This window comes from Pectobacterium sp. A5351, assembly GCF_028335745.1.
GTDB lineage: Bacteria > Pseudomonadota > Gammaproteobacteria > Enterobacterales > Enterobacteriaceae > Pectobacterium.
Genome location: NZ_CP116477.1, coordinates 544523 through 570919, shown reverse-complemented (window position 1 = coordinate 570919; position 26397 = coordinate 544523). Strand labels below are relative to the sequence as shown.

General features: G+C 51.5%; 27 protein-coding genes. 14 read left to right on the top strand and 13 right to left on the bottom strand.

The window, feature by feature from the left end:
* Positions 1-46: 46 nt before the first annotated feature.
* The 4 genes from O1Q74_RS02650 to uxaC form a co-directional block, all read right to left on the bottom strand.
* Positions 47-577 (bottom strand): YgjV family protein, encoded by a 531-nt coding sequence (locus O1Q74_RS02650; RefSeq protein ID WP_271875969.1) that lies wholly within the window; start codon positions 575-577, stop codon positions 47-49.
* 88 nt (positions 578-665) lie between these two features.
* Positions 666-2156 carry a UxaA family hydrolase gene (locus O1Q74_RS02645; RefSeq protein WP_271875968.1) on the bottom strand — a complete coding sequence of 497 codons (1491 nt, stop codon included), beginning with the start codon at positions 2154-2156 and terminating at the stop codon, positions 666-668.
* A 19-nt stretch (positions 2157-2175) separates the two neighbouring features.
* On the bottom strand, positions 2176-3642 hold the full coding sequence (locus tag O1Q74_RS02640) for a tagaturonate reductase (RefSeq protein ID WP_271875967.1): 1467 nt from the start codon (positions 3640-3642) through the stop codon (positions 2176-2178).
* Between the two features lie 202 nt (positions 3643-3844).
* A complete protein-coding gene (gene uxaC / locus O1Q74_RS02635; RefSeq protein ID WP_271875966.1) occupies positions 3845-5254 on the bottom strand; it encodes a glucuronate isomerase in 1410 nt (469 codons plus the stop codon).
* 416 nt (positions 5255-5670) lie between these two features.
* Between uxaC and O1Q74_RS02630 the strand changes: the two genes are divergently transcribed.
* From O1Q74_RS02630 to O1Q74_RS02585, 10 genes are all read left to right on the top strand, one after another.
* Entirely contained in the window at positions 5671-6972 is a 1302-nt protein-coding gene (locus O1Q74_RS02630) for an MFS transporter (protein WP_225086824.1), read from the top strand.
* A 209-nt stretch (positions 6973-7181) separates the two neighbouring features.
* Entirely contained in the window at positions 7182-7958 is a 777-nt protein-coding gene (gene exuR / locus O1Q74_RS02625; RefSeq protein WP_271875965.1) for a transcriptional regulator ExuR, read from the top strand.
* A gap of 471 nt (positions 7959-8429) precedes the next feature.
* Positions 8430-9113: a DedA family protein gene (locus tag O1Q74_RS02620; RefSeq protein ID WP_271875964.1), complete on the top strand. Its 684-nt coding sequence runs from the start codon at positions 8430-8432 to the stop codon at positions 9111-9113.
* A gap of 2 nt (positions 9114-9115) precedes the next feature.
* On the top strand, positions 9116-9511 hold the full coding sequence (gene mzrA / locus O1Q74_RS02615; protein ID WP_271875963.1) for an EnvZ/OmpR regulon moderator MzrA: 396 nt from the start codon (positions 9116-9118) through the stop codon (positions 9509-9511).
* 5 nt (positions 9512-9516) lie between these two features.
* A complete protein-coding gene (locus O1Q74_RS02610; RefSeq protein WP_271875962.1) occupies positions 9517-9906 on the top strand; it encodes a DUF1090 domain-containing protein in 390 nt (129 codons plus the stop codon).
* 176 nt (positions 9907-10082) lie between these two features.
* On the top strand, positions 10083-10388 hold the full coding sequence (locus O1Q74_RS02605) for a DUF883 family protein (RefSeq protein ID WP_224555247.1): 306 nt from the start codon (positions 10083-10085) through the stop codon (positions 10386-10388).
* Positions 10389-10401: 13 nt separating this feature from the next.
* Positions 10402-10797 (top strand): phage holin family protein, encoded by a 396-nt coding sequence (locus O1Q74_RS02600; RefSeq protein WP_271875961.1) that lies wholly within the window; start codon positions 10402-10404, stop codon positions 10795-10797.
* Positions 10794-11084 carry a YqjK-like family protein gene (locus O1Q74_RS02595; RefSeq protein WP_271875960.1) on the top strand — a complete coding sequence of 97 codons (291 nt, stop codon included), beginning with the start codon at positions 10794-10796 and terminating at the stop codon, positions 11082-11084. Before O1Q74_RS02600 ends, O1Q74_RS02595 begins: the two co-directional genes overlap by 4 nt.
* A gap of 272 nt (positions 11085-11356) precedes the next feature.
* A complete protein-coding gene (locus O1Q74_RS02590) occupies positions 11357-11752 on the top strand; it encodes a DoxX family protein (protein WP_271875959.1) in 396 nt (131 codons plus the stop codon).
* 108 nt (positions 11753-11860) lie between these two features.
* Positions 11861-12856, top strand: a complete 996-nt coding sequence (locus O1Q74_RS02585) for a glutathione S-transferase family protein (RefSeq protein WP_271875958.1) — start codon at positions 11861-11863, stop codon at positions 12854-12856.
* 105 nt (positions 12857-12961) lie between these two features.
* Here the strand turns inward: O1Q74_RS02585 and O1Q74_RS02580 are convergent, their stop codons facing one another.
* Entirely contained in the window at positions 12962-13858 is an 897-nt protein-coding gene (locus tag O1Q74_RS02580) for a LysR family transcriptional regulator (protein WP_039352134.1), read from the bottom strand.
* A gap of 112 nt (positions 13859-13970) precedes the next feature.
* Here O1Q74_RS02580 and O1Q74_RS02575 point away from each other — a divergent pair, with 112 nt between their 5' ends.
* The gene (locus tag O1Q74_RS02575; protein ID WP_271875957.1) at positions 13971-14669 is read left to right on the top strand and encodes a pirin family protein; all 699 of its coding nucleotides are present in this window, start codon (positions 13971-13973) and stop codon (positions 14667-14669) included.
* A 106-nt stretch (positions 14670-14775) separates the two neighbouring features.
* The gene (gene zur / locus O1Q74_RS02570) at positions 14776-15285 is read left to right on the top strand and encodes a zinc uptake transcriptional repressor Zur (RefSeq protein ID WP_010298842.1); all 510 of its coding nucleotides are present in this window, start codon (positions 14776-14778) and stop codon (positions 15283-15285) included.
* Between the two features lie 102 nt (positions 15286-15387).
* Here zur and O1Q74_RS02565 read toward each other — a convergent pair whose 3' ends face one another.
* The 3 genes from O1Q74_RS02565 to O1Q74_RS02555 all read right to left on the bottom strand — a co-directional run bounded on the left by O1Q74_RS02565 (position 15388) and on the right by O1Q74_RS02555 (position 17180).
* Positions 15388-15597: a CsbD family protein gene (locus O1Q74_RS02565; protein WP_271875956.1), complete on the bottom strand. Its 210-nt coding sequence runs from the start codon at positions 15595-15597 to the stop codon at positions 15388-15390.
* Between the two features lie 498 nt (positions 15598-16095).
* The gene (gene lexA / locus O1Q74_RS02560) at positions 16096-16704 is read right to left on the bottom strand and encodes a transcriptional repressor LexA (protein WP_271875955.1); all 609 of its coding nucleotides are present in this window, start codon (positions 16702-16704) and stop codon (positions 16096-16098) included.
* Between the two features lie 110 nt (positions 16705-16814).
* Positions 16815-17180, bottom strand: a complete 366-nt coding sequence (locus O1Q74_RS02555) for a diacylglycerol kinase (protein ID WP_271875954.1) — start codon at positions 17178-17180, stop codon at positions 16815-16817.
* Between the two features lie 127 nt (positions 17181-17307).
* Here O1Q74_RS02555 and plsB point away from each other — a divergent pair, with 127 nt between their 5' ends.
* On the top strand, positions 17308-19776 hold the full coding sequence (gene plsB, locus O1Q74_RS02550; protein ID WP_271875953.1) for a glycerol-3-phosphate 1-O-acyltransferase PlsB: 2469 nt from the start codon (positions 17308-17310) through the stop codon (positions 19774-19776).
* Between the two features lie 129 nt (positions 19777-19905).
* Here the strand turns inward: plsB and ubiA are convergent, their stop codons facing one another.
* The 5 genes from ubiA to O1Q74_RS02525 form a co-directional block, all read right to left on the bottom strand.
* Complete coding sequence (gene ubiA / locus O1Q74_RS02545; RefSeq protein ID WP_271875952.1) at positions 19906-20769, bottom strand: 4-hydroxybenzoate octaprenyltransferase; 864 nt, start codon at positions 20767-20769, stop codon at positions 19906-19908.
* A 12-nt stretch (positions 20770-20781) separates the two neighbouring features.
* A complete protein-coding gene (gene ubiC, locus O1Q74_RS02540; RefSeq protein ID WP_271875951.1) occupies positions 20782-21315 on the bottom strand; it encodes a chorismate lyase in 534 nt (177 codons plus the stop codon).
* A 388-nt stretch (positions 21316-21703) separates the two neighbouring features.
* Positions 21704-23350, bottom strand: a complete 1647-nt coding sequence (gene groL / locus O1Q74_RS02535) for a chaperonin GroEL (RefSeq protein WP_012773217.1) — start codon at positions 23348-23350, stop codon at positions 21704-21706.
* A gap of 45 nt (positions 23351-23395) precedes the next feature.
* The gene (locus O1Q74_RS02530) at positions 23396-23689 is read right to left on the bottom strand and encodes a co-chaperone GroES (RefSeq protein WP_005971295.1); all 294 of its coding nucleotides are present in this window, start codon (positions 23687-23689) and stop codon (positions 23396-23398) included.
* Positions 23690-23920: 231 nt separating this feature from the next.
* Complete coding sequence (locus O1Q74_RS02525; RefSeq protein ID WP_271875950.1) at positions 23921-24394, bottom strand: FxsA family protein; 474 nt, start codon at positions 24392-24394, stop codon at positions 23921-23923.
* Positions 24395-24920: 526 nt separating this feature from the next.
* Here O1Q74_RS02525 and aspA point away from each other — a divergent pair.
* Positions 24921-26360 (top strand): aspartate ammonia-lyase, encoded by a 1440-nt coding sequence (aspA, locus tag O1Q74_RS02520; protein ID WP_271875949.1) that lies wholly within the window; start codon positions 24921-24923, stop codon positions 26358-26360.
* Positions 26361-26397 lie beyond the last annotated feature (37 nt).

Below are 26397 nucleotides of genomic sequence, written 5' to 3'. Positions count from 1 at the left end.
TTCGCTTTAAAACGAGCGGCGTTAACGTGATGAGAAACCTTCGAAATTACGCGTTCTTCTCTACGCTAAAAGGATCGATGCCGCGCTGCTGCATGCGCCAGAAGCGGATGATGTTAAAGCCGTTCATCAGCAGGAAACTCCCTTCGATCAGCGATCCACCAATCGATCCCAACCAGATATTGTGTACCACCCAGCAAGCGGTTGAGCACCACATCACGCAGCGCGTCATTAGCCCAGAGGTGCGGAACAGCGCCCAGGTACTGGCAACCGTGCCCGCTATCGGCAACAGTTCCATAGGATGGTGCATGCCCGATAACCCAAAAAGCAGCGTCAGTGAGATAAAGACAAACATCACGAGGATGTTGTGTGTTTTCAGTGAGATTAGCGTACGTGCTGAGTTCAACAATGCGCTGGCACCTGCCGCATTTGCCCCCATCAGGAAGAAATGCAGGCCAATAACGGCGCTGTATGCCGAGAGCTGTATTTTGAATTTTTGATCGTTACGGTTGAAAAACATGGTGATACCGACCAGAAACGCCAGTACACCAACAGACTGGGCAATCCAATATTGTGTCATGATCCCTGCCTCTAAAAGTTGCTGCGAAAAAAAACGGCGTCATTATAAAAATGAAACGCCGTTTTATTTTAATTGGAATGGATAGAATTTACAACGTTACACCGCTCTTAAATATGGCTAATTCGCGGAAGTCGTTCACTTCATTCTTCGTACGCTTGCCATCAGCAATCTCGACAATCAGCTCCACAAACTGGTTCAGCAGTTCATCCATCGGCATGTCATGGATCAGACGTCCCGCATCAAAATCAATCCAGTGCGGTTTCTTCTTCGCCAGTTCACTGTTGGTTGCCAGTTTTACGGTAGGCACGAAGCCGCCGTAAGGCGTGCCGCGTCCGGTACTGAACAGCACCATATGGCAACCGGCTCCCGCCAGCGCGCTGGTTGCGACAGCATCATTCCCCGGCGCACTGAGCAGGTTGAGCCCCGGAGTATGTAAGCGCTCACCATATTTCAGTACGTCCACCACTTTGCTCTGTCCGGCTTTTTGCGTACAGCCCAGTGATTTCTCTTCCAGCGTAGTGATCCCACCCGCCTTGTTACCCGGCGATGGGTTCTCGTAAATCGGCTGGTCGTGCGCGATGAAGTACTGTTTGAAATCGTTCACCATGTGGACGGTTTTCTCAAACGTGGCTTCGTCACGGCAGCGGCTCATCAGAATACGTTCCGCACCGAACATTTCCGGTACTTCGGTCAGCACGGTGGTGCCGCCGTTGGCGATCAGATAGTCGGAGAAACGGCCTAACAGCGGGTTGGCCGTAATACCGGATAGCCCATCAGAGCCACCGCATTCCAGGCCAAACTTCAGCTCGCTCAACTTGCCCGGCTCGCGTTTGTCATGGCGCATCGCCTCATACAGCGTATGCAGACGTTCCAGACCGGCTTCGACTTCATCGTCCTGCTGCTGGCACACCATGAACGTTACGCGATCGGAATCAAAATCGCCCAGCGTCGTGCGGAATGCATCAACCTGATTGTTCTCACACCCCAGACCGATCACCAGCACCGCCCCCGCATTCGGGTGACGCACCATGTTTTGCAGCATCGTACGGGTGTTTTCGTGATCCTGACCGAGCTGTGAACAGCCGAAGGTATGACTAAACAGATAAACGCCGTCGATACCTTCCGCGTCATTGGTTTCTTTCAGGAAACGCTGCTGGATCTGACGTGCGATCCCGTTCACGCAACCGACGGTTGGCAGGATCCACAGCTCATTGCGGATACCGACATCGCCATTTTTGCGACGATAGAGCTGCACGTCCCGATCGCCCATTTGCGGCGGCAGGTCGATAAACTCAGGCTGGTACTGATATTCATCCAGATCGCTCAGGTTGGTTTTCGCGTTCTGGGAGTGAATATGTTCTCCGGGAGCAATAGACACCAGCGCATGGCCGATCGGCAGGCCATACTTGGTAATCATTTCTCCCGGTGCGATGGTTTCCAGCGCGAACTTATGTCCGCGCACGACAGGTTGCTGAAGTGTCACCGTATGGCTATCCACCGACACCGTTTCGCCTTGCTCAACATCACGCAGGGCGACAGCCACATTGTCCAGAGAATGAATTTTTATAATACTTTGCATGGATAACCCTTCTTGCTGATTAGCAATAACCTTCCACGGCTGCGCGCATGCCGCGCTCAACGATGGTTTGCAACTGTTCAGTCACCTGCGCAGCCAGGCCAGGAACCTGTGTTAAATCCTGTTCCCAGTGATCGGCATCGCGCAGCACGACATTCACCAGCTCAGCCAGGCTGACGGTGTTCTCTTTTACGCCCGCCCACAGCGTGGAATAACGCTCCAGCCAATGTGCATCATCCTGCAACGGGTAGGTTTGTAACGCATCGCCTTCACCGCTGCGTTCGCCGCGATAGAATGCAATCAGAGCCGCCAGCGCAAACGTCAAGCGTGCAGGCAGTTCACCGTGGCGCTCACGGTAAGTCAGCAGTTGTGGTAGGATGCGGGTACGGAATTTGGTCATACCATTCAGAGAGATAGATAACAGTTGATGCTGAATGAAAGGGTTACGGAAGCGGCTTAACACGGCCTGAGCAAACGAGGTCAGTTCGTCATGAGGCAAATCCAATACTGGCACAATCTCTTCGGCAATGGTCTTCTCCACGAATGTGCCAATCAGGGCATCATCCATCGACTCGCCAACGGTGTCCAGGCCCGCCAGGAATGCCACCGGCACCAGCGCAGTGTGGGCACCGTTGAGAATCGCCACTTTACGTTCTTTATAGGGCTTGATGTCATCAACGATACGAACGTTCAGATCCAGCTTGTTCAGACGTAATTCTTCCGCCAACCACTGTGGCCCCTGAATCACGAACAGGTAGAAGTGTTCCGCCGTATCCCAGAAAGTATCCTTGTAGCCCATTTCCTGCTCTAGCGCTTCAACTTCGGCACGCGGGTAACCCGTCACAATGCGGTCCACCAGCGTCGAGCAGAAGGTGTTGTGATCGTTCAGCCAAGCGGTAAACGTTGGCGTCAGTTCCCACTGTGCGGCATAGCGCAACACCAGCTCTTTCAGCGCTACACCGTTGTAATCAATCAGCTCGCACGGTAACAGCACCCAGCCTTTATCCGCTGCGCCGTCAAAATGGCAGAAGCGCTCATACAGCAGACGGGTTAATTTCGCCGGGAAGCTGACAGGCGGCGCATCGTTCAGGCGGTCGTCTGCGTGATAGCTGATACCTGCTTCGGTGGTATTGGAGAAAACAAAACGAATATTTGGATCGTGCGCCAGCGCCAGATACTCATCAAACTGACGGTACACGTTGATTTCACGGTTTACCGAGCGGATCAGACGCGGTTCACGCACGGCTTCACCCTGCTCGTTCAGACCGCGGATGATGGTGGTGTACAACCCATCCTGAGTGTCCAGCGCGGGCGGGAAATCGGAATCGATCGGACGAACAACGACAATGCCCGCATCCAGATCGGTATGTTCATTCAGCAAATCCAGTTGCCAGTCGACGAAGGCGCGCAGGAAGTTACCTTCACCAAACTGGATAACACGATCCGGGTGTTGACGACCGGGAAAGTTACGACGATTTAACGTTTGCATTAACAGGCTACCTCAGGACGAATCTCACATTCAGGGCACGGCCGATCATTGTCATCCTTGCCCTATATTCATATTCACCCGCACCGAATCACCACCAGTGCCGATGACAAAAGATCGAGACACCGAGAGCCGCGGCGTAAGCCCCTGTGGGAACCTTACTGCCGCGTCTCTCGCGCAATTCACACCTTACGACGCGGTGAAATTACAGCTCGATGGCAAAATAGTTTTTAGCGTTATCGAAACTGATGTTTTTCACCATTTCGCCCAGCAACGTCAGATCGGCTGGCGCTTCACCATCTTCCACCCAGCGGCCAATCATCTGGCACAGAATGCGGCGGAAATATTCATGGCGGGTGTAAGACAGGAAGCTACGGCTATCCGTCAGCATACCGACGAAACGGCTTAGCAAACCAAGCTGCGCAAGCTGGGTCATCTGGCGTTGCATACCGTCTTTCTGATCGTTGAACCACCAGCCGGAACCGAACTGCATCTTGCCCGGCATCCCTTCACCCTGGAAGTTACCGATCATGGTGCCAAGCACTTCGTTATCGCGTGGGTTCAGGCAGTAAAGGATAGTTTTCGGCAGCAGGTTTTCTTCATTCTGCTTACTGAGCAGGCGAGACAGTTCCTGAGCCAGCGGACGGTCGTTGATGGAGTCGAAGCCCACGTCCGGCCCCAGTAGCTTGAACTGACGCAGGTTGTTGTTACGCAGTGCGCCAATGTGATACTGCTGAACCCAGCCGCGACGCGCATATTCCGCCCCCAGCCAGACCAGAACGCCAGTCTTGAACTGTGCCACTTCATGTTCGCTCAGTGTTTCGCCAGAAAGACGACGCGCCAGAATGCTGTCCAGCGTCGCGTCATCGGCTTCAGCAAACATCACGACATCCAGCGCGTGGTCAGACACTTTACAACCGTGCGCCGCGAAGTGATCCAGACGCCTGGTCAGTGCGGTTTGCAGATCGCTGAAACGACGAATGTCGGTATCGGATACTTCACCCAATTTCGTCATATAGTCGTTAAAGGTTGCCAGTTCAATGTTGAACGCTTTGTCCGGACGCCAACTTGGCAACACTTTGATAGAGAAGCTTGAATCCTGAGCAACGGATTTATGGTGGCGCAGATCGTCAATCGGATCATCCGTCGTACCGACCATTTTCACATTCATCTGCTGCATGATGCCGCGCGCGGTAAAGTCATCGCGCTCCAGCATGGCATTACAGCGATCCCAAATGTCTTTTGCCGTGCTTGGTGACAGCAGCGTGCCGGTTACGCCAAATGGACGGCGCAGTTCCAGGTGTGTCCAGTGATAAAGCGGGTTGCCGATGGTGTGCGGCACGGTAGCTGCCCAGGCTTCAAATTTTTCCCAGTCGCTGGCATCGCCCGTACACAAACGTTCAGGCACGCCGTTGGTACGCATCGCACGCCACTTGTAGTGATCGCCTTTCAACCAGATGTCATACAAATTTTTGAAACGATAGTTTTCCGCGATCTGTTCAGGCGGCAGATGGCAGTGGTAGTCAAATATCGGCTGGTCGACGGCATACTCATGATAAAGACGACGGGCAAACTCACTGTCTAACAGAAAATCTTCACTCAGAAACTGGGGCATGTTTTCTTCCTTACCGTGCTTCTTGTGCACCAAATTAGTTGACCGTTAAAAGATATCACACCAATTATGCGCGATATCTCACAGTATTTGTGAGGTCATGATCGCAAAAATGTAACAAGCAGTACAATAACTCAGCATTTATCGCTTTAAACCGCTTGTCTCTCTCGATTTCAGCGAGCAATTCGTTATTCCGCATAAAAATAATGGTTTTGTGATATCACTCAACTTTTAAAGTTGTATGACAAATTATTGTAGCGCTGCCTTAAGCAGGGATTCAATCGCTATCTCACAAAGAGAAGGGTTTTCCTGTTCAGCACAACAACAAAACGTGTCGTACCACATTGCAAGACACCTCACACCGTGACGCTACTCAAGAGCCACCACTGTGTTTTTTATTGACTCGGAGAGAAAGTTAAATGCGTAAAATCAAAGGATTACGCTGGTATATGATCGGCCTGGTGACCATTGGTACCGTGCTGGGATACCTGACGCGTAATGCAATTTCTGTCGCCGCACCGACGCTACAGGATCAATTGCATATCACCACGCAGCAATATTCTTATATCGTTGCTGCCTACTCAGCCTGTTATACCATTATGCAACCCATCGCCGGTTATGTGCTGGATCTACTGGGCACCAAAATCGGCTATGCCATGTTTGCCATTCTGTGGGCCATTTTCTGTATGGGAACCGCGCTGGCGAACAGTTGGGGGGGGTTAGCGATCGCCCGTGGCGCGGTCGGTATGGCGGAAGCCGCGATGATTCCAGCAGGCCTGAAAGCCAGCAGCGAATGGTTCCCGGCAAAAGAGCGCTCTGTTGCGGTAGGTTATTTCAACGTGGGGTCATCCATCGGTGCGATGATTGCACCGCCGCTGGTGGTGTGGGCGATTGTGGCGCACAGCTGGGAAATGGCCTTTATCATTACCGGTGCGCTGAGCCTGGTCTGGGCCATCTGCTGGCTCGTTTTTTATAAACACCCTAAAGATCAGAAAAAGCTCAGCGACGAAGAGCGCGACTATATTCTTAGCGGACAGGAAGCACAGCACCAAACCAATAACGCGAAGAAAATGTCTGCCTGGCAAATCCTGCGTAACCGTCAATTCTGGGGTATCGCGCTGCCGCGCTTTCTGGCTGAACCCGCCTGGGGAACGTTCAACGCGTGGATCCCGCTATTCATGTTTAAAGCTTACGGCTTTAACCTGAAAGAAATTGCCATGTTCGCCTGGATGCCGATGCTGTTCGCCGATATCGGCTGCATTCTGGGTGGCTACCTGCCGATGCTGTTCCAGAAATATTTCAAAGTGAACCTGATCGTTTCCCGCAAACTGGTGGTGACCATGGGGGCGATACTGATGATTGCACCGGGAATGATCGGGCTGTTCTCTAGCCCTTACGTCGCCATCGCGCTGCTGTGCGTCGGCGGTTTCGCGCACCAGTCACTGTCCGGCGCGCTGATTACCCTGTCATCTGACGTATTTGGCCGTAATGAAGTCGCCACGGCAAACGGTTTAACCGGTATGGCGGCCTGGATGGCAAGCACCATGTTCGCACTGGTTGTGGGCGCACTGGCCGATACGCTGGGCTTCAGCCCGCTGTTTGCTGCACTGGCGGTCTTCGACTTGTTAGGCGCCGTCGTCATCTGGACCGTGTTGAAAAATCAACCTGCGTCAGAAGTCGCTGCCGCGGCTGAAACCTTGAAAGAGGCCAACCAGCACTGATAACCCCTGCATTATCCTGACTCATCCGGTATGATCGGATACCGGGTGAGTCACCTCCCCCGCAAGAACACACTACGATAACTGTGACCGCAACATTGGTTGCTGCTATGATTAAGTGGTATAACAAATCATCCCTCAAAGATTAACGAGATAGACACTCAGGCCCTGACGTGGCACACGGACCGTCATCTATCGAGAGTAGACATCACATGGCACTCACTGAACCCCGACGGCTATACCAGCAGTTAGCCGCAGAATTAAAACAGCGCATCGAAAGCGGTATGTACCAGGTCGGCGAAAAATTACCGGCGGAACGCTATATTTCTGAAGAAATGAATGTCAGCCGCACCGTGGTGCGTGAAGCGATTATTATGCTGGAAGTCGAAGGGTACGTTGAAGTACGCAAGGGTTCAGGCATTCACGTTATTTCCAATCAGCAGAAGAACCCGTTCATTAATAGCGGCGATATTGAATTCGTCGCGGCTGGCCCGTTTGAACTGCTGCAGGCACGCCAACTCATTGAAAGCAACATTGCTGAATTTGCCGCCACGCAGGTAACCCGTCAGGACATCATCCAACTGATGGAGATTCAAGAATATGCGCGTCAGGAAGATCGCTTCCGCGATTCTCAGTGGGATCTCAAATTCCACGTTCAGGTCGCGCTGGCAACACAGAACTCAGCAATGGCGACTATCGTCGAGAAAATGTGGAGCCAACGGATCCACAATCCCTACTGGCGCAAACTGCATGAGCACATTGACGACAAGTCGATTGAAAGCTGGTGCGAAGAGCACGATCGCATCCTTAAAGCACTGATTCGCAAAGATCCTTACGCGGCTAAACTGGCGATGTGGCAGCATCTGGAAAATACCAAACAGATGCTGTTTCGCGCCACAACAGATGATTTCGAATTTAACGTCGACCGCTATATGTTCGCTGAAAATCCGGTCGTTCACCTCGACCAGATACACGCCAGTAAGTCTTAACGCGATTTTGCCCCTTGCTTTGAGCGAGGGGTAACCGTTTTTAGACGACGAACAACCGTTTGAACAAGTGCGAAAAAGTCAGAAAACGTTGATTTCTGTCAGCGAGTGTAAAATATGGCAGAAATCCCCATTCTTCCTCGAAAAATCCCCCTAAACTGCCTCAGTTGTCGTAATATTTTCCTGTCTCAGCAACACCTATTTTGTTACAGTTAACGCGTCTTTCTTACGCTTAATCCGCCGCTTTGGATGTAAAGTCAGCCAAGACCAAACAATCCCTACCCGCCTGTTTATCGGGTTCGCAGCGAAAGCGAGCATCAAGTCAGACACCTGCGTCACTATTGGGCGGAACAAAACAGAGATCATAAAAAAATCATAATCCTGCGCCCTGATAACACTGTATTCGCTCTTATCATGTCCAGAAGCGTGATTGTCGCCAAGGCTAAAATGCAACAGCAGTATTAGGAATACCGGATGGAATTAATCAAAGAACTGTTAAACGCACTCTGGCATCAGGATTTCGATATTTTAGCCGACCCGAAGCTAGTATGGACTATCTACATTTTGCTGTTTCTGATCATCTTTCTGGAAAATGGTCTGTTACCCGCCGCTTTCCTGCCCGGCGATAGCCTGCTCATTTTGGTCGGCGTCCTCGTCGCCAAAGGTACAATGAATTACCCGTTTACCCTATTTCTCCTGACGACAGCCGCCAGCCTCGGTTGCTGGGCCAGCTACATTCAGGGAAGATGGCTTGGCAATACGAGTGTCGTTCAGGGCTGGCTCTCGCATTTGCCCGCACACTATCACCAGCGCGCCCACCAGCTCTTCCACCGTCATGGTCTGTCCGCACTATTAGTTGGCCGCTTTCTGGCTTTTGTCAGAACGTTATTACCTACCATCGCAGGCTTGTCAGGCCTGAATAATGCGCGCTTTCAGTTCTTCAACTGGATGAGCGGGTTCTTGTGGGTGTTTATTCTGGTTACGCTGGGCTTCGCCTTAGGGAAAACAACGATCTTCCTGAAATATGAAGACGAGCTGATGTTATGCCTGATGCTGCTGCCGCTGGCGTTGCTGTTTATCGGACTGTTTGGATCACTCTTTGTCCTGTGGCGTAAAAAGCGTGATGCGAAAGCAGATAACGCAGAAAAAGGAAGCTAACCGTGTCAATCCGCTGGCTATTCCCTAAACTTACGCCCAGAAAAGTAGGCCGCATACTGATATTGCTTGCCCTACCGATTATCGCCTTGACGCAGTCCCAGTCACCGCGTCATTCCCAGGACGATGCGATGCTGCACATCAAGCCTGACGATGGCGCCGCGCTGCCAGATGGCTTTTACGTGTATCAGCGTCTTAATGAAAAAGGGATTGCGATCAAAAGTATTACACCAGAGCAAGATAGCCTTATCGTCCGTCTTGCCTCACCAGAACAGAGTATCGCGGCCAGAGATGTCCTGCGATTGTCTCTGCCTAAAGTCACTATTACCGCGCAGCAGGCGACAACCCCGACACCGTTCTGGCAGCAAAAACTGACGCAGAAACAATCCAAACTGGGGTGACGAAGATGAAACTATTTCCATCTATCATTGCATTATCTGTCCTGCTTTCCGGCCACGCGCTAGCGAATACCGCCAATCAGGTGGAAACCTGTCAGCAGAAAACGCAAGATATTCAGCGCCAAATCGATGAAGCACGTAAGCATGGCAATCAGAACCGCATCAATGGATTAGAGAAAGCGCTGGACGGCGTGAAAACCCACTGTACGGATGCCGGGCTGGCTGAGAAGCGTCAGGAAGCGATTGCGGAAAAACGCAAAGACGTCGCTGAACGCCAGCAGGAACTGAGCGAAAGCCAGCAGAAAGAAGATAACGCCGAGAAGATCCTCAAGCGCGAAAGAAAGCTGACTAAAGCCGAGCAGGAATTACGCGCAGCGGAACGTGCCGCATCGCAATGACCCCTCAATATATTGTCCCTATAAAACACACAGCAATTGTTCATTTTATATTCAAAAAACCAAATCACTAAAATTTACAGCGAGTTATCAGAATTGTCCGTACCCGTTTTGGGCGGCATAAATTTCAGCTTCAGCTATAGTTAACGTTCAGGTTTATAACACGAAGGGTTATTAATATGGCTAAAGATCAAAATTCTGAATACCTACGCGCCGAATTGAAATCACTGGCGGATACGCTGGAAGAAGTATTAAGCACCTCCAGCGATAAATCTAAAGCGGAACTCGACAAACTGCGAAATAAAGCAGAAAGCGCGCTGAAAGAAACCCGTAGCCGTCTGAGCGATACCGGTGAGCGCATCGCCTCCCACACCAAAGAAGCGGTTGAATCTGCGGACGACTATGTACGTCAGAACCCGTGGACCGGTGTCGGTATTGGTGCCGCTGTCGGCGTCGTGCTTGGCGTCCTGCTGTCTCGTCGCTAATTAGCGGATCGTTATGACGGATAAATCACAACAAGGCCCCGCAAGCGGGGTCATGGCTTCTGCTCAGCGCATCATCTCCATTATTGTCAGCATGGTGGAAAGCCGTGTTCGACTTGCCGTAATTGAATTAGAGGAAGAAAAAGCCAATCTGATTCAGTTGCTGATTATGGTCGGTCTGACGCTGCTTTTTGCCGCTTTTGGCATTATGAGCCTGATTGCGCTCATCATCTGGGGTATCGACCCGCAATATCGTCTCTTTGCGCTGGGGTGTATCACCGCCACATTGCTTGGGCTAGCGCTGATAGGCGGCGTCTGGACGCTGCTGAAGGTACGTCGTTCCACCCTGCTCAAAGCCACACGTAAGGAGCTAGCGACTGACAGATCGCTGCTGGAGGACGATCCCAAATGAGCCAGCGTCAGCAGCGAGAGAAGGAAAAAGCCCAGCTACTGCGCCAGATACAGCAGCAGCGGCTGGATTTATCGGCAGGTAAGAAACACTGGCTGGATACCACCGTTCGTTACGATCGCGGCTGGCAAAGTCTGATGCAGTGGCGTAAATACTGGATCGTGGGCTCCAGTCTCATCGCGCTCTATGGCGTGCGTCACCCCAGCCGTATGATTCGCTGGGGACGCCGTCTCGTCGGGCTGTGGGGGACATTCAGGCTTTTCCGCAAAACGTTTGACTCACGTCCGTAATCCTTCCTATCGCATCGGCGATCTGCCTTTCCTGTACGGCATTTTTCATCTCGCTTTTGCCCACGCGCTCACGTCATTGCGGCGCGTTCTTGTAACGTTAACCAAACATCAATTTTTCTGAAATAAAACAACAATTATACTCGCTGGCAGCGTAAATCATCTCTCTATACTATCTGCCCATAACCTGATGGCGGGCCACGTTTTCAGACCACACCTGCTACAACAAACACAACAGGGCGATATAGCCCACAACAAAATCAATTGGAGAGATGATGAAAAATTTAGAAAGCACTGCACTACTGGTTGCACGTATCTTAATGCCGATTCTGTTTATTGTGGCAGGTTACGGTAAGCTGGGTGATGCCTATGCGGGAACACAGCAATACATGCAGGCGATGGGCGTACCGACCTTCCTGCTGCCGCTGACCATTTTGCTGGAACTAGGTGGTGGTCTGGCGGTGCTGTTCGGCTTGCTGACACGTACTGTTGCACTGTTCACTGCGGGCTTTACGCTGCTGACCGCACTGATTTTCCACTCTAACTTTTCGGAAGGCATGAACCAATTGATGTTCATGAAAAACCTGACCATCGCTGGCGGCTACCTCCTGCTGGCGGTAACGGGCCCCGGCGCATTCAGCATCGACCGTCTGCTGGGCAAAAAGTGGTAAGACGGGTCTTTTCAAGCCTGTACTACACTTAATAGTCAAATCGCAAATTGGACGGCAAGCATACCAGGCTTGCCGTCGTCTTATCATCACTCACTAACGGGAGGATTTATGGGACAACTGGTTGACGGCGTATGGCACGATACCTGGTATGAAACCAAATCTACCGGCGGTCACTTTAAGCGTTCAGAATCCGCATTCCGCAACTGGGTCACGCCCGATGGCACACCTGGCCTCACCGGCAAAGGCGGCTTTCCTGCCCAGTCCGGTCGTTATCATCTCTATGTTTCGCTCGCCTGTCCGTGGGCACACCGCACGCTGCTCATGCGACAGTTGAAAGGGCTAGAAGATCACATCGCGGTGTCGGTAGTTCATCCGCTCATGCTCGATCACGGCTGGACGTTCGGGACTGATTTTGAGGGAGCAACGGGGGATTCACTTTATCAGCACGAATTCCTCTACCAACTCTACCTGCACGCCAAACCGGACTACAGCGGTCGGGTGACCGTGCCCGTCCTGTGGGACACCGAGCAACACACCATCGTCAGTAATGAATCCGCCGATATCATCCGTATGCTGAACAGCGCGTTTGACGGTGTGGGCGCAACGGCAGGAGATTACTATCCAGAAGCGCTACGCGCTCAGATTGATGAATTGAACGGCTGGATTTACGACAAGGTCAACAACGGCGTTTACAAAGCCGGTTTTGCGACGAGTCAGTCGGCCTATGATGAAGCGGCCACGACCGTTTTTGCCGCGCTATCCGATCTGGAAGCTATTTTGGCAAAACAGCGCTATCTGACTGGCGATCGGTTAACCGAAGCCGACCTGCGGCTGTGGACGACGCTGATCCGTTTCGATCCGGTCTATCACACGCATTTTAAATGCGATAAATATCGCCTGAGCGATTATCCCAATCTGTTCGGCTTTCTGCGGGATATTTATCAGATGCCTGGCATCGCCGATACCGTCGATATGGCGCATATTCGTCATCACTACTATCGTAGCCACGGCACGATTAATCCACATGGTGTGATTTCGCTGGGCCCAGAGCAAGACCTGAACCAGCCTCATCACCGAGATAAGACGTTTGTCAGTTTATACTAAGATGTTGTCGACTAGCGACGAAGTACGATTATTAATGAAGTACGATTCGTCAATGAAATACAAAGCAAGGTGTAGCCCACACCTTGCCATAATAAAGCGCGGAATTTAGGGCTGGTTCAGCAGCTTCGGAATTTCACGCAGGAACCAGGATTTCGCCTCGCCCATGCTGTCTCGCCGCCACGCCATAATGATCTGGCTTTCCATCTGATGCTCCGGCCCAATCACCAGTAAACGCCCTTCGGCAATATCTTGCGCGACCATCGGATAAGGCATGGTCGCGACACCTAATCCCGCCAGCAGCGCACGTCGCTTATCATCCAGCGAGCTCACCGTCAGACGCTGCTGTTTATCCAACAGTTGCACGGTCAGCACCGGGCGTTCGCGTGCGGTATCCGCCACCGCAATCCCGCGATATTTCACCCGAGTGGCATCCGACAACGGCTCAGGTTCTTGATGAATGGGGTGTTCAGGGCTGGCAACATACACGTTATTCATCGTGTACAGCTTGCGGGTATTCATTTCTGAAGACGCGCGAAAATGCATGTCCGGCGCAATCACGATGTCGGCACGCCCTTGCTCAAGACGTTCCCACGCCCCTGCCAGCACTTCTGTCAGAATCGATACTTGCGTATTTGCTTTAAGCGCCAGCTTATCGATTAATGGGAAAAGCCGCTGAGTCGGAATAAGCGCTTCCGTCACAATCGTCAGGTGCGTTTCCCAGCCGCGCGCCAGTGCTTCCGCATCCGTCGTGAGCTTATCCGCAGCTTCCAGCAGGATACGTCCGCGTTCCAGCAGCATGCGCCCGACATTCGTGAATTTAGTACGATGGCCAGAACGATCGAACAACACCACATCTAACTCTTCTTCCAGTTTCTGCATGGTATAGCTCAACGCCGAAGGCACCCTACCCAGTTCGTCTGCCGCAGCGGCAAAGCTGCCACGACGATCGATCGCATCCATCACCCTCAAGGCTTCCAGCGTCAATGCTCGTTCTTTCGCCATCTTGATACTCATTCAGGAATTTTGAATATACCCACCAGATTAACTAGCTAACAATCCAACGTCCACACAATTACTATCGGTTTAATAAATAATTATCTGGGGGATAAAAATTATGATCACACGAAGAGCAGCGGGGCAATGCGGCCAGGCCGACTATGGCTGGTTGCAGGCACGCTACACCTTCTCTTTTGGTCACTATTTTGATCCACAATTGCTGGGCTACGCTTCTCTGCGTGTGCTCAATCAGGAAGTATTAGCGCCGGGGGCATCATTCCAGCCACGAACCTACCCACGGGTTGATATTCTGAACATTATTCTTCAGGGCGAAGCTGAATACCGCGACAGCAATGGCCGCCACATTCAGGCCAAAGCTGGCGATGTTCTGTTGCTCGCGACTCAGCCGAACGTCAGCTATAGCGAACATAATACCAACGCCAGTAAGCCACTGACGCGTCTGCAATTGTGGCTTAACGCCTGCCAGACCCGAGAGAACAGTCCGTTACAGCGTATGGAATTAGATTCATCAAGCCATACTCTGCTTGCCTCGCCAGAAGGTGAACAGACCAGTCTGCAACTGCGCCAGCAGGTTTGGATCCATCATGTCGATCTCCAGCAGAATGAGCAAAGCACAATCGCGCTACAGGGCAATCAGGCATACCTCCAACTGATCCACGGTTCAATGGCGGTAAAAGGCAATCAGAACAGTGAAACACTACACTGCGGCGACGGCGCCTTTATTAAGGAAGAAACAGCGTTGACGCTACAAGCAGAAACACCGTTGCGGGCGTTGCTCATCGATCTGGTCGTGTAGTCCCCCTGTTCGTTGTTTTCGCAGAAAAACGCCGCCAGTTCGGCGTTTTTCTTCAGTCGTGGTAAGATATCCGTCTTGTTCCTCAATGCGTCAGGGTGATATGACAATGGATTCAACCAAACAGGACAAACTTCTTGCCCAGGCTGAACAGATTTGTCAGCAGCGCGCTGTGCGTCTCACGCCGCAGCGGTTAGAGGTTTTACGTCTAATGGCGCAGCAGTCCGGCGCTATCAGCGCTTATGACCTGCTGGATCTGCTGCGAGTGTCCGAACCTCAGGCCAAACCGCCGACCGTCTATCGCGCACTGGATTTTCTGCTGGAACAAGGCTTCATTCATCGAGTTGAGTCAAACAACAGCTACGTGCTGTGCCACCATATCGAAGACCACAGCCATACGTCAGCCCTGTTCATCTGCGATCGCTGCGGGCAGGTCACGGAACGTCAAACCGAAGGTGTGGAAGAAACACTACGTAGCCTGGCACAGCAGTCAGGATTTACGCTACGTCACAGCGTAGTGGAAGCTCACGGGCTGTGTGGCGGCTGTCAGGAAGTGGCATCGTGCAAGCAGCCGGATCATTGCGATCACGACCATACGGTTCCGATTAAAAAGCGTTAATGCTCATTGATGGAAGCTCCCGCATGACAGGGGTTTTCTCAGCACAAAAAAACGATAGCCCTGAGGGCCATCGTCCTTTTCTACGGAGAAGCATCACATTCACTACCAATGATATTTGTGGTGCGTTTCCCAGTGCTTCACTTCTTTCTCTGCCGCTTCTTTTGCGTACCCGTAACGCTCCTGAATTCTCCCTACCAGTTGGCCACGTTTACCTTCGATGACCGTCAGGTCGTCATCCGTTAATTTGCCCCATTGCTCTTTTGCTTTACCTTTAAACTGTTTCCAGTTACCGCTGGCTTGGTCTTTATTCATAAGAATCTCCGTACCTTAGGTGTATTGCGCATAAATAAATCATGACTACAGACGCAGGCGTCAGTGTCAGATAAATCGGTCTATGCAGTAAGCAGCGTCATCATGGTGTGAACCATCACAGCGTTCTTCGCCACTGTCTCCCTTGATTGCCGGGCTAACCTAAATGTGATGGCTGATGATCAATCACCAAACGACCAAAAAAAAGATTAAAATGCTTACCTTGATAAAAATTATAGCTGAATACTTCACTTAAAATTGGAAACAAGGAATCTGTAGCTGGATAAGGTGTTAAGAAAGAGAAAATCACCGCAAAAGCAGTGAAAAAACAGGTGGTAAGGGGAATCGCAAAAAACACACGCTAAATGTAACGAAATATATACACATAGCAGATTAACACGCGGGGCAACCCACACATAAAGTGACTAGCCCATGAAGCGATTAACACAAAGAGGGTGATGCACTGACTCAGATAGACGAGTAGTGCATCTCTGTGAACCGTTAGCTCCAGTCGCTGTTACGAATGACGCCAACCGCTAAGCCTTCTATCGAAAAACTTTGCTCACGCAGGTCGACCACAATAGGGGAAAACTCTTCGTTTTCCGCGAGAAGATACACCGTATTACCCTGCTTTTTCAGGCGCTTCACCGTCACTTCATCATCAATACGTGCGACGACAATCTGACCATTGCGGACATCTTCTGTTTTATGCACGGCCAGTAGATCACCATCCATAATACCGATATCTTTCATCGACATACCGCTCACCCGCAGCAAAAAATCAGCGCTGGGTTTGAACATCGCAGGGTCAACCTGATAGCGACATTCGATATGTTCCTGCGCCAGCAGCGGTTCACCTGCGGCCACACGACCAACCAGAGGAATACCTGTCTCTTCTTCCATCAGCAGACGAATACCACGAGACGCGCCCGATACAATTTCAATCACACCTTTACGGGCCAGCGCTTTCAGATGTTCTTCAGCTGCATTGGGAGAGCGAAACCCTAGTTGTTGAGCAATTTCCGCCCGCGTTGGCGGCATTCCGGTTTGCGCAATATGATCGCGGATCAGGTCATAAACCTGCTGCTGCCTTGCTGTTAATACTTTCATTCCGCCCCCTGGTTGTTTATACAGTCTTGCTGTGAGTATATACAGGTAAGCCACAATTGGGAATGGAGATATCGGCAAAGCCTCTGACTTTTATTCATTTATGCGTACCGTCAGGCAAAATGTTGCCAGAGGATGCTGCCCCACACGACAGCCGCTAACGCGATGGCAACAAAAACAGCCGCCGAGCCGATATCTTTTGCCCTTCCGGATAATTCGTGATGCTCAGGGCCAATACGATCGACAACCGCTTCAATCGCACTGTTAGCCAACTCAAAAAGCATAATCAATACGGCAGACCCGATCAGCAGCAGTTTTTCAACCAGCGTAACCGGCAGCAAACACGCGATAATCACGCCGACAATTGTCAGTATGGTTTCCTGACGAAACGCTGCCTCATGATGCCACGCCTGCTTTAGCCCCTTAAGGGAATAACCGGTCGCCTTAATAATCCGGGTCATCCCCGTTGCTTTATTCATTTATCCTCCATTCTTTACGTAAAATAGTTCGCATTTTAACGCGCTCATGTTGTCTCATCACCACAGATCTCCGGCGCAGTTTCTGGTATCCTTGCGGCGCATTGCTAACAAGAGGCTCCAAGTTGTTATGTCAGGTTGGCGTAAAATTTACTATAAATTATTGAATCTCCCACTGAAACTGCTGGTTAAAAGCAAAGTTATTCCCGCAGATCCCGTGGTCGAGCTGGGGTTAGATCCCTCACGTCCTATACTCTATGTTCTGCCTTATAACTCTCAGGCGGATCTCTTGACGCTACGTGCGAAATGCCTGGCATTGGGGCTACCCGATCCTTCGCTATCGTTCGAATTCAATGGCGTCGAACTTCCTAGCCACGTCTTTATTAATGACGGGCCGCGCGTCTTCCGCTATTACGTTCCCAAGCAGAAATCCGTCAAGCTGTTCCACGACTATCTGGACTTGCATCGTGCCAATCCAGATTTAGACGTACAGATGGTGCCGGTTTCCGTGATGTTTGGACGTTCTCCGGGTCGGGAAGGCCATTCTCAGGCCACACCGCACCTGCGGCTGCTCAACGGCATTGAGAAATTCTTCGCCGTCCTGTGGTTAGGACGAGACAGCTTTGTCCGTTTCTCTAGCCCGGTGTCGCTGCGCTATATGGCAACCGAGCATGGCACAGACAAAACCATAGCCCACAAACTGGCACGTGTCGCGCGTATGCACTTCTCCCGCCAGCGTTTGGCGGCAGTTGGCCCGCGTTTGCCGGTACGTCAGGAACTGTTTAATAAGCTGCTGGATTCCAAAGCGATCAAGAAAGCCGTGGACGATGAGGCGCGCAGTAAGAAGATTTCTACTGAGAAAGCGCAGCAGAACGCGATTGCGCTGATGGAAGAAATCGCCGCCGACTTCTCCTACGAAGCCGTGCGTCTGTCAGATCGCGTCTTAAGCTGGACGTGGAACCGCCTTTATCAAGGGATCAACGTCCATAACGCCGAACGCGTTCGCCAGTTGGCACAGGATGGTCACGGTATCGTCTATGTGCCCTGTCACCGCAGCCATATGGACTATCTGCTGCTGTCCTACGTTCTGTACCATCAGGGCTTAGTACCGCCGCACATCGCCGCGGGCATCAATCTGAATTTCTGGCCAGCGGGGCCGATCTTCCGCCGTCTTGGCGCTTTCTTCATTCGCCGTACCTTCAAGGGCAACAAGCTGTACTCCACGATTTTCCGTGAGTATCTGGGTGAACTGTTTGCCCGCGGCTATTCGGTGGAATACTTCATGGAAGGTGGACGTTCGCGCACCGGTCGTCTGTTGGAGCCCAAAACCGGTACGCTGGCTATGACCATTCAGGCCATGCTCAGAGGCGGTACGCGCCCTATCACGCTGGTGCCGATTTATGTCGGTTACGAGCATGTGATGGAAGTCGGCACCTATGCGAAAGAGCTGCGCGGCGCGGTGAAGGAAAAAGAAGGCTTTATGCAGATGGTGCGCGGTTTGCGCAAACTGCGTAATCTGGGTCAGGGTTATGTGAACTTCGGTGAACCGCTCCCGCTGACCACCTATCTGAACCAGCATGTTCCACAATGGCGTGATGCGATTGACCCTATCGAAGCACAGCGTCCAAGCTGGTTAACGCCGACGGTGCAGGATATCTCTATGGATATCATGGTACGCATCAATAACTCTGCGGCAGCAAACGCGATGAACCTGTGTTCTACGGCCTTATTGGCATCACGCCAACGTTCACTGACACGTGAACAAATGCAAGAACAATTGGATTGCTATCTGCAACTGCTGCGCCAGGTTCCTTACCACAAAGATATTACGGTTCCGAAAAAGACAGCGGATGAACTGTTGGAACATGCGTTGAGCATGAACAAGTTCGAAGTCGAGAAGGACAGCATTGGCGATATCATCATTCTGCCGCGCGAGCAGGCCGTTCTGATGACGTACTATCGCAATAACATCCAGCATCTGTTGGTCTTACCGTCGCTGATCGCCAGCATCGTCATCCATCATCGCCGGATTACGCTTGCCGAAGTCGTACGACAGATCGCGCTGATTTATCCGCTGCTGCAATCTGAACTGTTCCTGCATTATTCCAAAGAGCAGTTACCGGGCGTACTGGAAACGTTGGCTAACGAGCTGATTCAACAGCAATTACTATGCAGCCGCGACGGCGAACTGGCTATCAATCCGCCACGCATCCGTACGTTGCAATTGCTGTCAGCAGGCGTACGTGAAACGCTGCAACGCTATGCGATTACGCTGTCGTTGCTATGTGCAAATCCAGAAATCAACCGTGGAACGCTGGAGAAAGAGAGCCGGAATATGGCACAACGCCTGTCCGTCCTGCACGGTATCAACGCTCCAGAGTTCTTTGATAAAGCGGTGTTCTCAACGCTGGTCGCGACCTTACGAACAGAAGGGTATATCACCGACAGCGCGGAAGCGGCACAAGGCGATATCGTGGCGATCTACAACATTCTCGGCGATCTGATCACCCCGGAAGTGCGTTTGACCATTGAAAGCGCCAGCTCATCTACTGAAATGGAAGCCGATAGTCAGGCAGTAGAAGAGACAACGCAGGCGTAGTCAGGCTGGAAAATGGCGGACGATATGCCGCAATCAAACCGCAGATGTGTTTAGCATTACAAACACAGTAGATGTTCTGCCATAAAAAAGCAGCGAGAAATCGCTGCTTTTTTGTCTCTGATGTTCAGCTTACAGGCCAAACAGCACACCAATAAATATCGCCATTCCCACGTATTTATTATTGTGGAACGCCTTAAAACAAGCATCGCGCTCACGACCGGCTGTCAGGATTTGCTGGTAGACAAACATCCCACCCGCCACCAGCAGCGAAATGTAGTAAGGGGTTCCCAATCCGCTGATCTTTCCTAAAATCAGCAGCAGCACCAGCATGCTAAACTGCAATAATCCGATGATGAGATTGTCAAAGCGGCCAAATAAGATCGCGGTGGATTTCACCCCGATCTTCAGATCGTCATCGCGATCCACCATTGCATATTGGGTATCGTAGGCAACCGTCCAGCAAATATACGCCAGAAACATCATCCAACAGGTTGCAGGCAGGCTTTCACTCACCGCGGCATACGCCATCGGGATCGACCAGCCAAACGCGGCACCCAGCACAAACTGAGGAAGATGACTGACCCGTTTCATAAACGGATAAACCCATGCCAGTCCCAGCCCCGCAACGGACAGCCAGATCGTCATCTTATTCAGCGTCAGCACCAGACCAAACGCCAGCAAAACCAGCACGACAAACAGCATTTTGGCAGATCGCTCACTCACTTCACCGCTGGGCAAGGGACGAGAAGCGGTACGTTTTACATGGCCGTCAAAATGCCGATCGGCATAATCATTGATAACGCAGCCCGCCGCACGCATCAAGAAAACGCCAGCGACAAACACAAAGAGCGTCCACGGCGCAGGCACTCCCCCTCCCGCCAGCCACAGCGCCCATAGCGTTGGCCACAGCAGCAACAGAGAACCTATCGGTTTATCAATCCGCATCAAGCGACAATAAGCCAGCCATTTCCCTGCTGTAACACTTCTTTCCAAGGATTTATCTCCTCAAATTACCTGCCAACCTTCATCACCCGGTACGTAATAAACCGGTGATTCCGGTAAGAAAAGCTCAGTCAACAATAAAGGGTGACCCGAAAGGCACAAGCGGGAACGCCGCGCCCATAAACCTTCGCAGCATCCGGTATGAATGTAGTCACGCGTCAGCGATTTCTGCTCAAACAGATAACGACCTAACGGCTGGTTGCCTATTTTCGTCAGGGCTGAATCAGTGCCGTCGAGCGTCTGTTGCGGAACAAGGGTACGGCCGAACAGCCAGGGGCGATCGTCACCATACAGCACCACTTCACGCAGCCAGTAACGTTCACTATATGGTAACTGCTCGCACTCTTCACCCAGCGCTTGTGGCGTAATGAATCCCTCACGACAAAGTGTGACCCTGAGTTGAGCACAATATTTTTCAAGCCGCTGCGTCATGGAATGGGCTTCCATCAGCCAGTCACCAATATGCTCAGGTAATACCGAAGGAGGTTCAGCAAACCAGGAAATGGTGCGCAAAAGCGTAGACGCATCGTCAGACATTGTCCCTACTCCAAACAGGGTTACTTTGCCAAATAACAGCATTCGTAAATAAAGTAAGCGCCCCTATTGTAGCGCAGAATGCTTCCCCCGATAACACGCTATAAACCAATTCATCCCCGATGTGGCAACATTTCGGCAATGTCGCGGGATACGCGACAACCATCACGATGCGCCTTGACTCATTTATCAGGTAATCCGGCAGGAAATCGGCAAACGCAAAAGCGCTCACCTCAGTAATGCATTGAATTGATTAAACAGAAATGAGGAACATAAAAAAAGCACCACCCGGTATCGTGACCGGATAGTGCTCTTGGAAGGACAGAAAGACGCGCTTCTGTAACCTGACTCCCTGTCACCGGAAAATCGCTCCGGCGACAATGGCGTCACATTACATCATGCCGCCCATACCACCCATGCCGCCCATACCACCAGCAGCACCTAAGTCAGGCGCATCGCTTTTCGGCAGGTCGGTTACCATACATTCAGTGGTGATCATCAGACCCGCAACAGAAGCTGCGTATTGCAGCGCAGAACGGGTGACTTTGGTCGGATCCAGGATACCGAAGTCGATCATGTTGCCGTATTCTTCCGTTGCGGCGTTGTAACCGTAGTTACCTTCGCCCGCTTTAACGGTGTTGGCAACCACAGATGGCTCTTCACCAGCGTTGGAAACGATCTGACGCAGTGGCGCTTCCATCGCGCGCAGCGCAACTTTGATACCCACGTTCTGATCTTCGTTCTGAGCAGTCAGAGAAGCCAGTTTCGCTGCAACGCGAACCAGCGCCACACCACCACCGGCCACTACGCCTTCTTCTACCGCAGCGCGAGTCGCAGCCAGGGCATCTTCAACACGTGCTTTCTTCTCTTTCATTTCAACTTCAGTTGCTGCGCCAACTTTGATAACGGCTACGCCGCCAGCCAGTTTAGCCACACGCTCTTGCAGTTTTTCGCGATCGTAATCAGACGTTGCTTCCTCAACCTGCTGACGGATCTGAGCAACACGGCCCTGAATCGCAGCTTCTTCACCCGTACCATCGATGATGGTGGTGGTGTCTTTGTTGATCACAACGCGTTTTGCCTGACCCAGATCTTCCAGCGTCGCTTTTTCCAGCTCCAGACCGATCTCTTCAGAGATAACGGTACCGCCAGTCAGCGTCGCGATATCTTGCAGCATCGCTTTACGACGGTCGCCGAAGCCCGGTGCTTTCACCGCAGCCACTTTCACGATGCCGCGCATGGTGTTAACCACCAGCGTTGCCAGTGCTTCGCCTTCAACATCTTCAGCAACGATAACCAGCGGTTTGCCCGCTTTCGCTACCGCTTCCAGTACTGGCAGCATTTCGCGGATGTTGGAGATTTTTTTATCAGCCAGCAGGATGAACGGGCTTTCCAGTTCTACCGCACCCGTTTCCGGCTTGTTGATGAAGTAAGGAGACAGGTAGCCACGGTCGAACTGCATACCTTCAACTACATCCAGCTCATCTTGCAGACCGGTACCTTCTTCAACGGTGATAACACCTTCTTTACCGACTTTGTCCATCGCTTCAGCAATCATTTTGCCTACGGTTTCGTCGGAGTTAGCAGAGATGGTACCAACCTGAGCAATCGCTTTAGAGTCAGAGCACGGTACAGACAGTGCTTTCAATTCTTCAACAGCGGCGATAACGGCTTTATCGATACCGCGCTTCAGATCCATCGGGTTCATGCCCGCTGCAACAGCTTTCAAGCCTTCAGTGATGATAGCCTGCGCCAATACGGTTGCGGTCGTGGTGCCGTCGCCTGCTGCGTCATTCGCTTTAGAGGCCACTTCTTTCACCATCTGCGCGCCCATGTTCTCGAACTTGTCTTCCAGCTCGATTTCACGCGCAACAGATACGCCGTCTTTAGTAATAGTCGGTGCACCGAAGGATTTATCCAAAACTACGTTACGGCCTTTCGGGCCCAGGGTAACCTTCACTGCATCAGCCAGTACATTTACGCCGCGCAGCATTTTTACGCGAGCGTCATTACCGAATTTTACGTCTTTAGCTGCCATGGTGTATTTCCCTTAAATTCGTTCAGTTCAGATGATTACGCGCAATTACGCTTCAACAATTGCCAGAATGTCGCTTTCAGACATGATCAACACTTCTTCGTTATCGATCTTCTCTGCCTTCACGCCATAGCCATCATTGAAAATAACGATGTCGCCAACTTTCACATCCAGCGGCTTCACTTCGCCATTTTCCAGGATACGTCCATGACCTACGGCCAGAACTTCACCGCGGGTAGATTTACCAGCAGCGGAACCAGTCAGTACGATACCGCCAGCAGATTTTGACTCGACTTCTTTGCGCTTGACGATCACGCGGTCATGCAATGGACGAATATTCATTGATAGCTCTCCTTTGAGAAAGTCCATATCGGTTTAGGATAAACGCCGACGATGTTTCGCTTATGCTTTTCATAATCGGCCTTGTGCTGTTCTAAGTGGGGACATTTCACCGCCCTTCAAGGGAGAAAATGCATTTTTTTTTGCGTTAAGCGGCCACTTGTCGCTGAAAGCAGATAAAAATAAGGATTATCAATATGATAATCCTTATCTGTTTTTCAGTTCATCGTGACGTTAACGGTCATCACGATCGTCACGATGTTCAATATTTGCGCTCCCGCCATCCTTGCGTTGGTATTCACCTTCAAAGGTGTTACCACCAGAAGACGACGACGCGCCGGGGCCGGAACGCCAGATATGCAGGTGAGGCATCAGTTTGAGCGTCAGGCTTTTTTGCACCGGTGGCAGCAGCAACAGCAGCCCCAGAAAGTCAGTCAGGAAACCCGGAATCAGGAGCAAGAAGCCTGCCAGCACCAGTGACACGCTTTTTACCATTTCAGCCGCCGGGCTTTCACCGGCTGCCATTTTCTGCTGCATCTGCACCAGCGTCTTCATCCCCTGATTGCGCACCAGCGAGACCCCCACACAGGACGTGAAGACCACCAGCAGCAGAGTCATGGCGACGCCCAGCACTTCCGCTACCTGAATAAACAGCGATATCTCGATGTAAGCCAAAAGAAAAATAAGTAATAACGGTAACCAGCGCACCCGGTTCTCCTGTGTGTTTTACGCGTACTGTTTTTAATAAAAACGTATGTTAATAATAACGTGTTAAGCCATCGCTATTGGAAATCCAGTACGCTTTACTACCCATCGGATTTACTACCAATGGATTAGGTAAAATGCGCGCCTGCTCTGCGATCCGGCACATCATGATTTACTGAAATGGGTACGGCTTTCCGCATTTTCAAGCCGCCGCCCTACGATTATTGTTCTAAAATAGTGACGCGTGACTACAGTCACAGTTCATTTACCGTCGTGGCAGAGAACGCCAGTATAGTGATCTAAACACCTGTTTTTCGCTTTCATAACGACATATCCTCACGGCAATGGATACTTGGTTAGTCAAACATCCCGAGACGATTGCCGAGATAAGACGGTTTATCCAGAGTCACACTGTTTGCCTGAGAGAACACGTTTTCTGAGATAACAGTGTCCCCAGATAACGCCGCCCGACACACCAGCCCACAACGTCTAGTTGCATCACTAGTCGCACAACAGGATAGGCACTCTCATGTCAGAAAACATCCGTATTGAAGAAGACCTGTTAGGCACCCGAGAAGTTCCCGCAGACGCGTATTATGGCGTGCATACGTTACGCGCCGTCGAAAATTTCTATATCAGCAACAATAAAATCAGCGACATTCCCGAGTTCGTACGCGGCATGGTCATGGTGAAGAAGGCTGCGGCGTTGGCGAACAGAGAACTGCAAACTATCCCGAAAAAAATCGCCGACATCATCATCCGTGCCTGTGATGATGTACTGAATAACGGAAAATGCATGGATCAGTTTCCGGTAGATGTCTATCAGGGGGGCGCTGGCACGTCGGTCAATATGAATACCAACGAAGTATTAGCCAATATTGGTCTGGAACTGATGGGCCACCAGAAAGGCGAATACCAGTACCTGAATCCCAACGATCATCTGAATAAATGCCAGTCCACGAATGATGCCTACCCCACCGGATTTCGTATAGCGGTCTACGCGGCCGTCCTGAAGCTGACCGAGGCGATAGCGAAGTTGAGCGATGGCTTCGAGCACAAAGCCAAAGAATTTGAAGACGTGCTAAAGATGGGGCGTACTCAGTTGCAGGACGCAGTACCGATGACGCTCGGCCAGGAATTTCATGCATTTAACGTGCTGTTGCAGGAAGAAATCAAAAACCTGCTGCGCACGGCGGAGCTGCTGCTTGAAGTCAATCTGGGCGCGACCGCCATCGGTACACGTCTGAATACGCCAGATGGCTACCAGCAACTGGCGGTACAGCGTCTGGCAGAAGTCAGCGGCTTGCCCTGTGTGCCAGCAGAAGATTTGATCGAAGCGACGTCAGACTGCGGTGCCTATGTCATGGTGCACAGTTCGCTGAAGCGGCTGGCCGTGAAGCTGTCGAAGATCTGTAATGACCTGCGTCTGCTCTCTTCCGGCCCTCGCGCTGGCCTGAATGAAATCAACCTACCGGAACTACAAGCGGGTTCTTCAATCATGCCCGCCAAGGTTAACCCAGTGGTGCCGGAAGTCGTCAATCAGGTGTGCTTCAAGGTCATCGGTAACGACACCTGCGTCACGATGGCGTCAGAGGCTGGGCAATTACAGTTAAACGTGATGGAACCGGTCATCGGTCAGGCGATGTTTGAATCGACCCACATTCTGACCAACGCCTGCTATAACCTGCTGGAAAAATGCGTCAACGGTATCACCGCCAACAAGAGCGTCTGCGAAGCCTACGTCTTCAACTCCATCGGGATTGTGACATACCTGAACCCGTTCATCGGCCACCACAACGGCGATATCGTCGGCAGGATCTGTGCAGAAACGGGAAAAAGCGTGCGTGAAGTCGTACTGGAGCGAGGTCTACTGACGGAAGCCGAACTGGATGACATTTTCTCCATCCAGAACCTGATGCATCCGGCGTACAAAGCTAAACGCTACACCGATGAAAACGAGCTTCCCTAACACCGACATTTAATTCCAACAGGCACGTCCGTTCACG

What these genes read in the sequence shown, in the direction of transcription:
- O1Q74_RS02650 (WP_271875969.1), bottom strand. Translation starts at nt 577, where the DNA reads ATGACACAATATTGGATTGCCCAGTCTGTTGGTGTACTGGCGTTTCTG.
- O1Q74_RS02645 (WP_271875968.1), bottom strand. Translation starts at nt 2,156, where the DNA reads ATGCAAAGTATTATAAAAATTCATTCTCTGGACAATGTGGCTGTCGCC.
- O1Q74_RS02640 (WP_271875967.1), bottom strand. Translation starts at nt 3,642, where the DNA reads ATGCAAACGTTAAATCGTCGTAACTTTCCCGGTCGTCAACACCCGGAT.
- uxaC (WP_271875966.1), bottom strand. Translation starts at nt 5,254, where the DNA reads ATGCCCCAGTTTCTGAGTGAAGATTTTCTGTTAGACAGTGAGTTTGCC.
- O1Q74_RS02630 (WP_225086824.1), top strand. Translation starts at nt 5,671, where the DNA reads ATGCGTAAAATCAAAGGATTACGCTGGTATATGATCGGCCTGGTGACC.
- exuR (WP_271875965.1), top strand. Translation starts at nt 7,182, where the DNA reads ATGGCACTCACTGAACCCCGACGGCTATACCAGCAGTTAGCCGCAGAA.
- O1Q74_RS02620 (WP_271875964.1), top strand. Translation starts at nt 8,430, where the DNA reads ATGGAATTAATCAAAGAACTGTTAAACGCACTCTGGCATCAGGATTTC.
- O1Q74_RS02610 (WP_271875962.1), top strand. Translation starts at nt 9,517, where the DNA reads ATGAAACTATTTCCATCTATCATTGCATTATCTGTCCTGCTTTCCGGC.
- O1Q74_RS02605 (WP_224555247.1), top strand. Translation starts at nt 10,083, where the DNA reads ATGGCTAAAGATCAAAATTCTGAATACCTACGCGCCGAATTGAAATCA.
- O1Q74_RS02600 (WP_271875961.1), top strand. Translation starts at nt 10,402, where the DNA reads ATGACGGATAAATCACAACAAGGCCCCGCAAGCGGGGTCATGGCTTCT.
- O1Q74_RS02595 (WP_271875960.1), top strand. Translation starts at nt 10,794, where the DNA reads ATGAGCCAGCGTCAGCAGCGAGAGAAGGAAAAAGCCCAGCTACTGCGC.
- O1Q74_RS02590 (WP_271875959.1), top strand. Translation starts at nt 11,357, where the DNA reads ATGAAAAATTTAGAAAGCACTGCACTACTGGTTGCACGTATCTTAATG.
- O1Q74_RS02585 (WP_271875958.1), top strand. Translation starts at nt 11,861, where the DNA reads ATGGGACAACTGGTTGACGGCGTATGGCACGATACCTGGTATGAAACC.
- O1Q74_RS02580 (WP_039352134.1), bottom strand. Translation starts at nt 13,858, where the DNA reads ATGGCGAAAGAACGAGCATTGACGCTGGAAGCCTTGAGGGTGATGGAT.
- O1Q74_RS02575 (WP_271875957.1), top strand. Translation starts at nt 13,971, where the DNA reads ATGATCACACGAAGAGCAGCGGGGCAATGCGGCCAGGCCGACTATGGC.
- zur (WP_010298842.1), top strand. Translation starts at nt 14,776, where the DNA reads ATGGATTCAACCAAACAGGACAAACTTCTTGCCCAGGCTGAACAGATT.
- O1Q74_RS02565 (WP_271875956.1), bottom strand. Translation starts at nt 15,597, where the DNA reads ATGAATAAAGACCAAGCCAGCGGTAACTGGAAACAGTTTAAAGGTAAA.
- lexA (WP_271875955.1), bottom strand. Translation starts at nt 16,704, where the DNA reads ATGAAAGTATTAACAGCAAGGCAGCAGCAGGTTTATGACCTGATCCGC.
- O1Q74_RS02555 (WP_271875954.1), bottom strand. Translation starts at nt 17,180, where the DNA reads ATGAATAAAGCAACGGGGATGACCCGGATTATTAAGGCGACCGGTTAT.
- plsB (WP_271875953.1), top strand. Translation starts at nt 17,308, where the DNA reads ATGTCAGGTTGGCGTAAAATTTACTATAAATTATTGAATCTCCCACTG.
- ubiC (WP_271875951.1), bottom strand. Translation starts at nt 21,315, where the DNA reads ATGTCTGACGATGCGTCTACGCTTTTGCGCACCATTTCCTGGTTTGCT.
- groL (WP_012773217.1), bottom strand. Translation starts at nt 23,350, where the DNA reads ATGGCAGCTAAAGACGTAAAATTCGGTAATGACGCTCGCGTAAAAATG.
- O1Q74_RS02530 (WP_005971295.1), bottom strand. Translation starts at nt 23,689, where the DNA reads ATGAATATTCGTCCATTGCATGACCGCGTGATCGTCAAGCGCAAAGAA.
- aspA (WP_271875949.1), top strand. Translation starts at nt 24,921, where the DNA reads ATGTCAGAAAACATCCGTATTGAAGAAGACCTGTTAGGCACCCGAGAA.